Source organism: Pseudomonas sp. GW822-FHT01E03 (genome assembly GCF_058802985.1).
Window position 1 is genome coordinate 84,410 of record NZ_JBXAOQ010000002.1, and the last position, 12,653, is coordinate 97,062.

The following is a 12,653-nucleotide window of genomic DNA, read 5'->3' on the forward strand; positions in this document are numbered from 1 at the left end:
GTCCAACGGGGGCAAGCCCCCTCGCCACAATGATCGCCTTGTCCTGCTACCCTTGCGCAAAATCCCCACCCGAGAGGACCCATGGCCCTTCCCAGCCGCCATTCACTCTTCCCTTTCCTCACCTGGCTACCCCGGCAAACCCGCGCCAGTGTCGGGCGCGACCTGATTGTCGGCCTCAGCGGCGCGATCCTCGCGTTGCCGCAATCCATTGCCTACGCACTGATCGCCGGCCTACCACCGGAATACGGCCTGTACGCTGCAATCATCCCCGTTCTGATCGCCTGCCTCTGGGGTTCGTCGTGGCATTTGATCTGCGGTCCTACGGCCGCCATCTCCATTGTCCTGTATGCCAGCGTCAGTCCTCTGGCCGTTCCAGCGTCGCAGGACTACGTCATGCTGATCCTGTTGCTGACGTTTCTTGCCGGTATCTTTCAGTGGCTGCTGGGTTTGCTGCGGTTCGGCGCGCTGGTGAATTTCGTCTCGCACTCGGTGGTACTCGGCTTCACCCTGGGTGCTGCCGTGGTGATTGCCATCGGTCAATTGCCTAACCTGCTGGGGCTGGACTTGCCCAGCCAGGCCACCGCGCTGGATAGTTTCATCACGTTGTTGCGCCATCTCGGCGAAATGGACAAACCTTCGCTGGCGCTGGGTCTGGCGACCGTGGTGGTCGGCGTGATCCTCAAACTGCTGCTGCCACGCTGGCCGACGCTCTTGATCACCCTGATTCTCGGCGGCTTGCTGGTTTGGCTCTGGCCATCAATGTTCGGCCATGTGCAACTGGTAAGCGCCTTCACCGGCAAACTGCCGCCCTTCAGCCCGTTGCCCCTGGACCTGGATCTGATCCTGCGCCTGCTGCCCAGCGCGGTGGCGGTCGGTATGCTCGGGCTAGTAACCAGCCTGTCGATCGCCCGCTCGATCTCCGCACGTTCGCAGCAATTACTCGACGCGAATCAGGAAGTCCGCGCCCAGGGCTTGTCGAATATCGTCGGTGCGTTTTTTTCCGGATCGTTGTCTGCCGGCTCCTTCACTCGCTCAGGCCTGAGCTACGAAGCGGGGGCCTGTTCGCCGCTGGCCGGGATTTTTTCGGCATTGTGGGTGGCGCTGTTTGCGATCTTCGGCGCGAGCCTGATCGCGCACATCCCGATTCCAGCCATGGCTGGCAGCATTCTGTTGATCGCCTGGGGACTGGTGGACCATCGCGGCATTCGCGCGTTGTTGCGGGTCAGCCGCGCCGAATTTGTGGTCATGGCGCTGACCTGCGTCGCCACGCTGCTGCTGGAGTTGCAGACGGCGATCTACGCCGGCGTGTTGGCCTCGCTTTTTTTCTACCTCAAACGCACATCGCAACCACGGGTGCAGCATGTGCGAGATGGCGAGGAAGACATTCTGCGGGTGGGGGGCTCGATTTTTTTCGGCGCCAGCCATTACCTGCAAGTACGCCTGCAACGCATGCACGGCGCGCGCGTGGTGATCGAGGCGCAGCAGATCAACTTCATCGACTACTCAGGGGTGGAAATGCTGCACCAGGAAGCGCGGCGGCTACTGCGTCAAGATCGCAGCCTCACCTTGCGCCGGGCCCGACCGCAGGTGGTGGAAGAGTTGAGGAAGCTGGAAGGGGCGGAGAAATGCCCGATCCGGTTTGAGGACTGAAACACCGCTCACTGTAGGAGCGAGCTAGCTCGCGAAGGTCGTGAACGATTACGCGCAAAACCAGATGCCCTCAGGTTTTTCGCGAGCAAGCTCGCTCCTACAGTAGGTTACAAGGCCAACTGTCGACGCAACTCAGCCAGCACCGGCGCCGTATCCGGGCGCACGCCGCGCCACAGGAAGAACGCTTCCGCCGCTTGCTCGGCCAGCATGCCCAAGCCATCCATCGATACCGCCGCCCCGTGTTCGCTGGCCCAGCGGCAGAACGAGGTCGGTTCCTTGCCGTACATCATGTCGTAGCACACCGTTTTGCCAGGCTCAATCAAGCTGGGGGCAATAGGCGGCACATCACCGGTCAGGCTCGCCGAGGTCGCGTTGATGATCAAGTCCACCGACTCCTGCAACCAGTCGTAACCGCTGGCCGAGATCGGCCCCAGATCGCAGAACAGTTCCGCCAGCAGCTCGGCCTTGTCCACCGTGCGGTTGGCGATGATCACCGAGGCCGGTTGCTCGGCCAGCAATGGCTCCAAAGCACCGCGCACCGCACCGCCAGCACCGAGCAGCAGGATGCGTTTGCCCTTGAGGCTGAACCCGGCGTTGACCGTCAGGTCCCGCACCAGCCCGGCACCGTCGGTGTTGTCGCCCAGCAGACTGCCATCGGCCAGTTTGCTCAGGGTGTTCACCGCTCCGGCCCGTTGCGCCCGCGCCGTCAGGCTGTTCGCCAGCCGATAGGCTTCTTCCTTGAACGGCACCGTCACGTTGGCGCCGCGTCCTTCGAGGAAAAACCTCCGGGCACAGGTGGAAAAGTCGTCGAGTGGCGCCAGCAGCGTGTTGTAATCCAGTTTCTGCGCGGTCTGCTCGGCGAACAGGCGATGGATCAGCGGCGACTTGCTGTGACCAATCGGGTTACCGAATACGACATAACGGTCCATCAGGATTCCTCGTTCAGGCTTCGGCCAACCAATCGCGGTCTTGCAGGAAGTACTCGGTCAGACGCGCTTCTTCACTGCCAGGCTCGGCTTTCCAGTCGTAGCCCCAGCGCACTTGCGGCGGCAGCGACATCAAGATCGACTCGGTACGCCCACCCGATTGCAGGCCGAACAACGTGCCACGGTCGTAGACCAGGTTGAATTCAACGTAGCGGCCACGGCGGAACTCCTGGAACTCACGCTGCTTGGCGGTGAACGCATCGTTCTTGCGGCGCTGCACGATGGGCAGGTAAGCGTCGATGTACGCATCACCGATGGCGCGCATGAAGGCGAAGCTGGTGTCGAAGTCCCACTCGTTCAGGTCGTCGAAAAACAGGCCGCCGATGCCACGCGGCTCGTGACGATGCTTGATGTGGAAGTAGCTGTCGCACCAGGCCTTGTAACGCGGGTAGACGTCCGGACCGAACGGCGCGCAGGCCTGCTCGGCCACGCGGTGCCAGTGGATGCAGTCTTCTTCGTTGCCGTAATACGGGGTCAGGTCGAAGCCGCCACCGAACCACCAGACCGGCTCTTCACCTTCTTTTTCGGCGATGAAAAAACGCACGTTGGCGTGGGAAGTCGGCACATGCGGATTGTGCGGGTGGATGACCAGCGACACGCCGAGGGCTTCGAAGCCGCGGCCGGCCAGCTCCGGTCGATGGGCGCTGGCAGACGGTGGAAGACCACTGCCGAAGACATGGGAAAAGTTGACGCCACCCTTTTCAATCACCGCGCCGTTTTCTATCACACGGGTGCGACCGCCACCGCCCGCCGGCCTGGTCCAGGCGTCTTCGACGAATTGCGTGCCACCGTCTTCGGCTTCCAGGGCGGCGCAAATACGGTCTTGCAGGTCGAGCAGGTAGGCTTTTACGGCCTCGGTGCGGGTCGTCATGTCATCACCTTGAATCGGGCAAAACAACGCGGCGCTCCATTGGAGCTCAGCCTGCGCAAATGGGCGCGTAGCATACCATCGCAAGTCACCCCGCCGCAGTTGACGAAGATCAAGCTTAGGAGTCCGATAGGGAGCTTGGTAAAACGACCTATGGAGAGTTCTGATGGCAAAGCGTATCCAGTTCCGCGCCCATGGCGGCCCCGAAGTGCTCGAATATGTGGATTACCAACCCGCCGAGCCAGGTCCGAAGGAAGTACGCGTGACCAACAAGGCCATCGGCCTGAACTTCATCGATACCTACTACCGCAGCGGTTTGTATCCACCGCCGTCCCTGCCGTCGGGTGTCGGTTCAGAGGGTGCGGGCGTGGTCGAGGCAGTGGGCAGCGACGTGACCCGCTTCAAGATCGGCGATCGCGTGGCCTATGGCAGCGGGCCGCTGGGCGCCTACAGCGATGTTCACGTCTTACCCGAAGCCAATCTGGTGAAACTGCCGGACGCCATCAGCTTCGAACAGGCCGCTGGCGTCATGCTCAAGGGCCTGACCGTGCAATATCTGCTGCGTCAGACTTATGAACTCAAGGGTGGCGAAACCATCCTGTTCCATGCCGCGGCCGGTGGGGTCGGTTCCCTGGCCTGCCAATGGGCCAAGGCCTTGGGCGTGAAGCTGATCGGCACTGTCAGCTCGGCGGAGAAAGCCGCGCTGGCCAAGGCCAACGGCGCCTGGGCGACCATCGATTACAGCCATGAAAATGTCGCGCAACGTGTGCTGGAATTGACCGACGGCAAAAAAGTCCCGGTGGTGTACGACGGCGTTGGCAAGGACACCTGGCTGACTTCACTCGACAGCGTCGCGCCGCGTGGGCTGGTGGTGAGTTTTGGCAATGCGTCCGGCGCGGTCGACGGCGTGAACCTGGGGATCCTGGCGGGGAAAGGCTCGTTGTACGTGACCCGGCCAACCCTGGGCACTTATGCGAACAACGCCGAAAACCTGCAACGCATGGCCGACGAGTTGTTCGAGATGATCATCGGCGGCAAGCTGACGGTGGACATCAGCCAGCGTTATCCACTGGCTGACGCGGCGAAGGCGCAGACCGAGTTGTCGGCGCGGCGCACGACAGGTTCGGTTGTCCTGTTGCCCTGACTGACGCCATCGCGAGCAAGCTCGCTCCCACAAGGTTTCTGTGTCGAATACAAATCCCCTGTGGGAGCGAGCTTGCTCGCGATGGGCGCTCCTGGGTATCAGTCCGGGCGCACAACCCTGCCGGTCGCCAGATCGCGAATCACGCTCGGGTTCTTGCGTCCGCCCAGGTTTCCGCCCAGCACCAGATCCACCTGGCCACGGAAATACTGTTCGACGCGAATCCGCGTACGTGCCGCCGGGCGCCCCTGCGGATTGGCCGACGTCGACACCAGCGGCCCGACCAGCGCGCACAAATCCCGCACCAGCGGGTGATCGCTGACCCGCAGCGCCACGGTTTCATGCACGCCGGTAATCCACTCCGGCAGCAGGTTCTGGTGCGGCACCAACCAGGTGTTCGGACCCGGCCAGGTACTGGCCATGCGGTCCATCCACAACTCGGGGAAGTCTTCGAAGAGGAAATCGAACTGACGGATGTTGTCGGCGACCAGAATCAGCCCCTTTTCCACAGACCGGCCCTTGATCAGCAGCAGACGCTCCACCGCATCGATGTCCCACGGGTCGCAACCCAGGCCCCAGACTGCTTCGGTTGGGTAGGCAATCACCGCCCCGGCGCGAATTGCTTGCGCGGCTTGTTGCACACGCCAACTGTTGACCATGAAAAACACTCCAGACTAAGGCTCTGCGCAGTTTACCGATCTTGTTTATAAAACCTAGCTCACCCGTGCAAACCAGCGCCCGTTTTCGCACACGGCGCGGCCATCCATTTCCAGTTCCGTCAACGCCGCCAGCACTTTCGGCAAGGCCCAGCCGCTTGCGTCGGCCAGCGCTTCACTGGTGTGAGGCGCGGCATGCAGCAGTTTCAGCAGTGGGTGAGTCGTCGCAGGGGTGCAGGTTTCTGTGGATAACGACAGTCGTTGCCAACCGCGCAAGGCTTCGAGGATATGTTCGATGGTTTCCACCAGCACCGCACCGTCCCGAATCAACTGATGACAGCCGCGGGCGCCGGGGTGATGGATCGACCCGGGCATCGCAAACACCTCGCGCCCCTGTTCCGCCGCCAGCCTCGCGGTGATCAGTGAACCGCTGGCGACACTGGCTTCTACCACCAGCACTCCGAGGGACAAACCACTGATAATGCGATTGCGCCGTGGGAAGTTGCTGGCGCTGGGACCTGCATCCAGCGGAAACTCCGAAAGCACTGCGCTGCCCGAAGCGATCATGGCGTCCGCCAGGCGTCTATTTCGCTGTGGATAAAACTTCTCGAGCCCCGTGCCGAGCACACCGACCGTTTGCCCGCCGACGTCGAGCGCGGCCTGGTGCGCGGCGGCGTCAATACCCAGGGCCAGGCCGCTGGTAATGACAAAACCGGCACCCGCCAGGCTGCGGGAAAACGCGGCAGCGGTGTCCATTCCTGGCCGGGAAGCGCGACGGCTGCCGACCATCGCCAGTTGTGGTTTTTCCAGAATGCCCGGATCGCCCGCGACAAATAACAGCGGTGGTGCATCGCTGATTTGTGCCAGCAGTGCCGGGTAGTCCGGTTGGTCCCACATCAGTAAATGCTGGGCCGGGCGCTCCAGCCAGGCCAATGCATGACTGGCGCCGTCACGGATCTCAGTGCTACGCCTGGCCTCGGAACAGGCCAGTGGCAAACCCAGCGCGCGCCAGGCGCTGGCTGGCGCACTGATGGCTTTGGATGCCGAGCCGAAGGCTTCGAGCAATTTCTTGAAACGCGCCGGGCCGAGTTCCGGCAAACGGTGCAGACGTAAACGAGCTTCCAGTTCCGCGGGGGAAACCGGTGTAACGGCAGACAGCGACATGGATCATCCTTGATCGTTATGAGCACCCGTACAAACGGGAATAAGCTGTGGATAACTCTGTTGGTAACTTGTGAAGCACTTTTACGGATTTCGTACCTTGTCCATCACCGACAGCGAGCGCGAGGCGCTGAGCACCAGCCCGTAACTGAGCTTGTCGTAGGTACGGAAAACCATCAGCAAACCGGCGCGCTCATCGGGAATTTTCAATGGCTGGCCAGTGATCCGGTCCCTTACGGTTTCACCGGTTTTCATTACCGCCAGCAGATTGCCTTCGGCCAGACCGTCGCGCTGACCCTTGTTCAGCGTTACCACGTCCAACTCGCCAATCTGCGTGACCCCACGCGGCACATCGATGATCAAACCGTTGATTTCGTGGCTCGGTGCGCTGGGCGTGAAGGTCGAGTTGATCGCGCGCTCTTCACCGCTGAACAAGCGATCGCCGAGGCGGACCTCCTGAGTCGTGCGCAGCAACTCCAGGGTGGCAACATCACCTTCAATGGCCACGACATCGCCGCCGCCGATATCGTCGGCGTTGATCCCCAGGATTTCCTTGCTCTGCGGATCGGTGTAGACCTTGCCTTGGCGGAAGATACCGTACGCCGGTTGTGCCGGATCGAAATGGCCACGGGCAAAGATGCGGTCACCCGCGCCGCTGAGCACCCGTTCGGAATCACCAGCGACGATGTAAGGCGCCTTGTCGAATTCCTCGGCCTTGTCGACGATGCGGTTGCTCAGCAGAAAGCTGTTGATCGACTTCAGAGCAATGCTGGGGATAGCCTCGGTCACCGGGCTGCTGCGAACCTGAGGCGACAGCTTTATGGTGGGAATCTCTTCCCGAAGCTGCCCTTGCCCGTACGCCCAACCTGCCGAAGCCAGGAGCAGCAGGGCGAGTAGTGATTTCCTCATGCGGTGAATCCCTTTATTATGTGCATTCGCGTGAAACGCCAGAGCCGTCAGTGGCTCGCTCCCGCTTGCTTGTCAACAAAAGGGAGCTACGTTTTACAACGGTAGCCTGCATCTTCGGACCGCCAGGCCATCGACCCGACCTTACTTCACACGTGCACTTATCAAGCTTATGGCCATTTTAAACATCCTCGAATTCCCTGATCCGCGTCTGCGCACTATCGCCAAGCCAGTGGCCGTAGTGGACGACGAAGTGCGTCAGTTGGTCGACGACATGTTTGAAACAATGTATGAAGCGCCTGGCATCGGCCTCGCCGCTACCCAGGTCAACGTGCACAAACGTATCGTCGTGATGGACCTCTCCGAAGACCGCACCGAACCGCGAGTTTTCATCAACCCCGAGTTCGAACCCCTGACCGACGAGATGGAGCAATACCAGGAAGGCTGCCTTTCGGTACCCGGCTTCTATGAAAACGTCGATCGCCCGCAAAGGGTCAAGGTCAAGGCGCTGGACCGCGATGGCCAACCCTACGAACTGATCGCCGAAGGCCTGCTCGCGGTGTGCATCCAACATGAATGCGACCACCTCAACGGCAAATTGTTCGTTGATTACCTGTCGACGCTCAAACGCGACCGCATCAAGAAGAAGCTGGAAAAACAGCATCGCCAAAACGCTTGATGCCCTCCTTCAAAGGCTTGCCGCGGCAAGCCTTTTTCTTTTCAAGATGCTTTGCAATAGAGAACACCCATGACTGAGCCACTGCGCATCGTCTTTGCCGGCACCCCGGAATTCGCCGCCGAACACCTCAAGGCCCTGCTGAGCAGCCCTTACGAGATCGTCGCGGTCTACACCCAACCGGATCGTCCGGCCGGTCGCGGGCAAAAACTGATGCCGAGCCCGGTCAAACAGCTTGCTCTGGAGAACAATATCCCGGTGCTGCAACCGCCCACTCTGCGCAACGAAGATGCTCAGACTGAACTGGCTGCACTGAAGCCGGACTTGATGGTGGTGGTCGCCTATGGCCTGATCCTGCCGCAAGTGGTGCTGGATATTCCGCTTCTGGGTTGCATCAACAGTCACGCCTCGCTGCTGCCACGCTGGCGGGGCGCGGCGCCGATCCAGCGCGCCGTGGAGGCGGGCGACGCCGAAAGTGGCGTGACCGTGATGCGCATGGAAGCCGGCCTCGACACCGGGCCGATGTTGCTGAAAGTCGCCACGCCGATCAGCGCCGAAGATACCGGCGGCAGCCTGCACGATCGCCTGGCCGAAATGGGCCCGCCGGCCGTGGTCCAGGCGATTGCCGGCCTCGCCGCCGGAACCCTGGAGGGCGAAGTGCAGGACGACAGCCTCGCTACCTATGCGCACAAATTGAACAAGGACGAAGCACGCATCGACTGGAGTCGCCCGGCGGTTGAGCTGGAGCGTCTGGTCCGTGCCTTCAACCCGTGGCCGATTACCCACAGCACCTTGAACGGCGAAGCCCTGAAAGTACTGGCCGCAAACCTCGCCGAAGGCAAAGGCACCCCGGGTGAAATCCTCGGCGCCAGCAAAGACGGTCTTATCGTCGCGTGCGGCGAGCAGGCCTTGTGCCTGACCCGTCTGCAATTGCCCGGCGGCAAGGCGCTGAACTTCAGCGATCTGTTCAACAGCCGTCGCGAGAAATTCGCCACCGGCACTGTCCTCGGCCAAGTGGCGGACGCTCAATGAATCCGCGTCTGGCCGCCGCCAAGGCACTCGCTGCCGTCCTGAACGGAAAAGCCTCGCTCAACAGTTCGCTGCCTACGCAGTTGGACAAGGTCGAGGACCGTGATCGCGGCTTTACCCAAGACCTGGCGTTCGGCACCGCGCGCTGGCAGCCACGTTTGTCGGCGTTGGCGGCCAAGCTGCTGCAGAAGCCGTTCAAGGCTGCCGACGCCGATGTCGAGGCGCTGTTGCTGGTCGGTCTCTATCAGTTGCTCTACACCCGTGTCCCGGCCCATGCCGCCATTGGTGAAACCGTCGGTTGCGCCGACAAGCTGAAAAAACCCTGGGCCAAGGCGCTGCTCAACGCTGTGCTGCGTAATGCTCAGCGCGAAAGCGAAACGATTTTCGCCGAGTTGGAACGTGATCCGGTGGTGCGCACCGCTCACCCACGCTGGCTGCAGAAATCTTTGAAAGCGTTCTGGCCAGATCAATGGGAAGCCATTTGTGCGGCGAACAATGCGCATCCGCCTATGATCCTGCGGGTCAACCGTCGCCATCACACCCGTGATGCCTACCTCGGTTTGCTGACTGACGCGGGAATTGCCGCCACGCCGTGTGTCTACAGCCGCGACGGCATCGTGCTCGACGCCGCCGCCGATGTGCGCAGCCTGCCGGGTTTCGCCGACGGCTGGATCAGCGTGCAGGACGAAGCCGCGCAACTGGCTGCCGATCTGCTCGACCTCGCGCCGGGCCAACGGGTGCTCGACGCTTGCTGTGCACCAGGTGGCAAGACCTGCCACATCCTCGAAGCCGAGCCAAAACTGGCCGGCGTCGTGGCGGTAGACCTGGAAGCCAAGCGGCTGGTGCGGGTGCGGGAAAACCTCGAACGCCTGAAACTGAGCGCCGAACTGATTGCCGCCGACGGCCGCGACACTCAGGCGTGGTGGGACGGCAAGCCGTTCCAGCGCATCCTGCTGGACGCGCCATGTTCGGCCACCGGTGTGATTCGTCGTCACCCGGATATCAAACTGACCCGCCAACCCGACGACATCGCCGCGCTGGCGCTGCTGCAGGGCGAGTTGCTCGATGCCATGTGGAAAACCCTGGAGGTCGGCGGCATCCTGCTGTACGCCACCTGTTCCACGCTGCCGACCGAGAACACCGAGGTCATCGAAGCCTTCCTCGCCCGCACGTCGGGTGCTCGTGAACTGGACCTCGCCACGGCGGCCGGCATCAAGCAGCCCCATGGTCGCCAGTTGCTGGCCCAGGAAGGTGGCCACGATGGCTTCTACTACGCCAAGCTGATCAAGATCGCCGCCGCGCGCGGTTAAATGGATTCAATGGAGTGACTGGATGAAAATCATCATCCTTGGTGCAGGGCAGGTCGGCGGTTCGCTGGCGGAACACCTGGCCAGCGAAGCCAACGATATTACTGTGGTCGACACCGATGGCGAGCGCCTGCGCGACCTTGGTGACCGCCTGGACATCCGCACGGTACAAGGTCGTGGCTCGTTCCCGACCGTGTTGCGCCAGGCTGGAGCCGATGACGCCGACATGCTGGTCGCGGTGACCAACAGCGACGAAACCAACATGGTCGCCTGTCAGGTCGCCCATACCCTGTTCCACACCCCGACCAAGATCGCCCGGGTTCGCGAAGCCGCGTACCTGACCCGCGAAGAGCAGTTGTTCCAGAACGAAGCGATTCCGGTGGACGTGCTGATCAGCCCGGAACAAGTGGTCACCAACTACATCAAGCGCCTGATCCAGCACCCCGGTGCCTTGCAGGTGATCGACTTCGCCGAAGGCAAGGCGCAATTGGTGGCGGTGCGGGCGTACTACGGCGGGCCGCTGGTGGGCCAGCAACTGCGGCAGTTGCGTGAACACATGCCGAACGTGGAAACCCGCGTTGCGGCGATTTTCCGTCGTGACCGGCCGATCCTGCCCCAGGGCGACACGGTGATCGAAGCCGACGACGAAGTATTTTTTATCGCCGCCAAGGCGAACATTCGTGCGGTGATGAGCGAAATGCGCCGTCTCGACGAAACCTATAAACGCATCGTCATCGCCGGTGGCGGGCAGATTGGCGAGCGTCTGGCCGAGGCCATCGAAAGCCGTTATCAGGTGAAAATCATCGAGATGAACCCTGTACGCTGCCGTCATCTCTCCGACACACTGGACAGCACGGTGGTGTTGCAGGGCAGCGCTTCGGACCGCGACCTGCTGATGGAAGAGAACATCGCCGACGCTGACCTTTTCCTGGCCCTGACCAACGACGACGAAGCCAACATCATGTCGTCGTTGCTGGCCAAGCGCCTGGGCGCGAAGAAGGTGATGTCCATCATCAACAACCCGGCTTATGTCGATCTGATCCAGGGCGGCGACATCGACATCGCCATCAGCCCGCAACTGGCGACCATCGGCACATTGCTGGCCCACGTGCGCCGGGGCGACATCGTCAGCGTGCATTCACTGCGCCGAGGTGCGGCGGAGGCCATCGAGGCGATTGCCCATGGCGATGCGAAATCGAGCAAGGTGATCGGCAAGGCCATCGAGAACATTGGCCTGCCGCCGGGCACCACCATCGGTGCGATTATCCGCGACGAAGAGGTGATCATCGCCCACGACGACACCGTGATCGAAGCGGGGGACCATGTGATTCTGTTCCTTGTGGATAAAAAGCATATTCGCGATGTAGAGAAGTTGTTCCATGTGGGGCTGAGCTTCTTCTGATACGGGGCCTGCCTTTGCAGGAGCGGGCCCTGCTCGCGATGGTCGTCAACGATAATGCTGGAAACCAGACACCCGCGTCGCTTTCAGGTTTATCGCGAGCAAGCTCGCCCCTACAGTAAATCAACCCATGACATGCCTCAGGCAAGGAATCCACCGATGATCGAATCCCTGGAAAAAATGCTCGCCAAGGGTGTGGATAACGCTTTGCTGCGCTTCGGCCTGGGCAAGGGCTATCTGGATCTGGGGGAAAACGCCAAGGCTGCGGAGCATTTCCAACGCTGCGTGGAGTTCGATCCGAAGTATTCGGCGGCGTGGAAACTACTGGGCAAGGCCCATCTGGCGCTGGCGGACTTTGCGGCCGCGCGGCAGGCTTGGGAGCAAGGCCTGGAAGCTGCTCGCGGCCATGGCGACAAGCAGGCGGAGAAGGAAATGACGGTGTTCCTGAAGAAGCTCGAGCGTCAGGCGCACTGACTCAGAGATAACGCAAACCGATGCCCTCGGCGTCCACCTGCACCACTTCCATGCGCACGCGAGGCGCGCCTGTGGGTAAGTCCTGCACCTGTCCGTAAACCACCGCCCCCCGGGGCAGCGCCGACAGTTTCGGATGCTTCACGTAGACGCCGGTGGTCGACAGGTTGCGCGTCTGGCCCAGGCAATCGCCAATGCTTTCGTGACTGATCTTGATGCGAAATGATTTGCGGTGTTCGGACATCTTTTTGCGCCCTGATGAACGGTTGTGGATACGTGTATGAGCGAGCTTGCTCGCGATGGATGCCAGGGCACCGCGTTCAACCTGGCAGCCCACCTCATCGTTAACGTCCATCGCGAGCAAGCTCGCTCCTACAGGTTATCCACAGAGTGTGCCAAGTAA

At 61.5% G+C, this 12,653-nt stretch carries 12 protein-coding genes and 1 pseudogene; 7 read left to right on the top strand and 6 right to left on the bottom strand.

The features are described from left to right. The first annotated feature begins 81 nt into the window (after positions 1-81). On the top strand, positions 82-1,650 hold the full coding sequence (locus tag AC1RP7_RS03600) for a SulP family inorganic anion transporter (RefSeq protein ID WP_057712637.1): 1,569 nt from the start codon (positions 82-84) through the stop codon (positions 1,648-1,650). Positions 1,651-1,757: 107 nt separating this feature from the next. On the opposite strand, the gene aroE is transcribed toward AC1RP7_RS03600, so the two are convergent. Further along, a complete protein-coding gene (gene aroE / locus AC1RP7_RS03605) occupies positions 1,758-2,579 on the bottom strand; it encodes a shikimate dehydrogenase (protein WP_090452288.1) in 822 nt (273 codons plus the stop codon). 13 nt (positions 2,580-2,592) lie between these two features. After that, positions 2,593-3,507: an oxygen-dependent coproporphyrinogen oxidase gene (hemF, locus tag AC1RP7_RS03610; protein ID WP_057716534.1), complete on the bottom strand. Its 915-nt coding sequence runs from the start codon at positions 3,505-3,507 to the stop codon at positions 2,593-2,595. A 163-nt stretch (positions 3,508-3,670) separates the two neighbouring features. Here hemF and AC1RP7_RS03615 point away from each other — a divergent pair, with 163 nt between their 5' ends. Then, a complete protein-coding gene (locus AC1RP7_RS03615) occupies positions 3,671-4,648 on the top strand; it encodes an NADPH:quinone reductase (RefSeq protein WP_102669495.1) in 978 nt (325 codons plus the stop codon). Between the two features lie 98 nt (positions 4,649-4,746). On the opposite strand, the gene tsaC is transcribed toward AC1RP7_RS03615, so the two are convergent. The 3 genes and pseudogenes from tsaC to AC1RP7_RS03630 all read right to left on the bottom strand — a co-directional run. After that, positions 4,747-5,304, bottom strand: coding sequence for an L-threonylcarbamoyladenylate synthase type 1 TsaC (gene tsaC / locus AC1RP7_RS03620; RefSeq protein ID WP_057712640.1), 558 nt, complete (start codon positions 5,302-5,304; stop codon positions 4,747-4,749). A gap of 54 nt (positions 5,305-5,358) precedes the next feature. Further along, positions 5,359-6,465 carry a DNA-processing protein DprA gene (dprA, locus tag AC1RP7_RS03625; protein ID WP_407515803.1) on the bottom strand — a complete coding sequence of 369 codons (1,107 nt, stop codon included), beginning with the start codon at positions 6,463-6,465 and terminating at the stop codon, positions 5,359-5,361. Between the two features lie 81 nt (positions 6,466-6,546). Beyond that, positions 6,547-7,299: pseudogene (locus AC1RP7_RS03630) on the bottom strand (peptidoglycan-binding protein); the annotation flags it as partial. Positions 7,300-7,540: 241 nt separating this feature from the next. On the opposite strand from AC1RP7_RS03630, the gene def reads away from it, so the two are divergent. The 5 genes from def (at position 7,541) to AC1RP7_RS03655 (ending at position 12,253) form a co-directional block, all read left to right on the top strand. Further along, positions 7,541-8,047 (top strand): peptide deformylase, encoded by a 507-nt coding sequence (gene def, locus AC1RP7_RS03635; protein WP_150812665.1) that lies wholly within the window; start codon positions 7,541-7,543, stop codon positions 8,045-8,047. Between the two features lie 69 nt (positions 8,048-8,116). Beyond that, positions 8,117-9,076 (top strand): methionyl-tRNA formyltransferase, encoded by a 960-nt coding sequence (fmt, locus tag AC1RP7_RS03640; RefSeq protein WP_218494548.1) that lies wholly within the window; start codon positions 8,117-8,119, stop codon positions 9,074-9,076. Further along, positions 9,073-10,383, top strand: coding sequence for a 16S rRNA (cytosine(967)-C(5))-methyltransferase RsmB (gene rsmB, locus AC1RP7_RS03645; protein WP_218494549.1), 1,311 nt, complete (start codon positions 9,073-9,075; stop codon positions 10,381-10,383). The genes fmt and rsmB overlap by 4 nt, the downstream gene beginning before the upstream one ends. A 22-nt stretch (positions 10,384-10,405) precedes the next feature. Continuing rightward, positions 10,406-11,782 (top strand): Trk system potassium transporter TrkA, encoded by a 1,377-nt coding sequence (gene trkA / locus AC1RP7_RS03650; protein WP_057712646.1) that lies wholly within the window; start codon positions 10,406-10,408, stop codon positions 11,780-11,782. Positions 11,783-11,938: 156 nt separating this feature from the next. Continuing rightward, on the top strand, positions 11,939-12,253 hold the full coding sequence (locus tag AC1RP7_RS03655; protein WP_057397334.1) for a tetratricopeptide repeat protein: 315 nt from the start codon (positions 11,939-11,941) through the stop codon (positions 12,251-12,253). A 1-nt stretch (position 12,254) separates the two neighbouring features. On the opposite strand, the gene AC1RP7_RS03660 is transcribed toward AC1RP7_RS03655, so the two are convergent. Then, entirely contained in the window at positions 12,255-12,494 is a 240-nt protein-coding gene (locus AC1RP7_RS03660) for a PilZ domain-containing protein (RefSeq protein WP_057712647.1), read from the bottom strand. Positions 12,495-12,653: the final 159 nt, after the last annotated feature.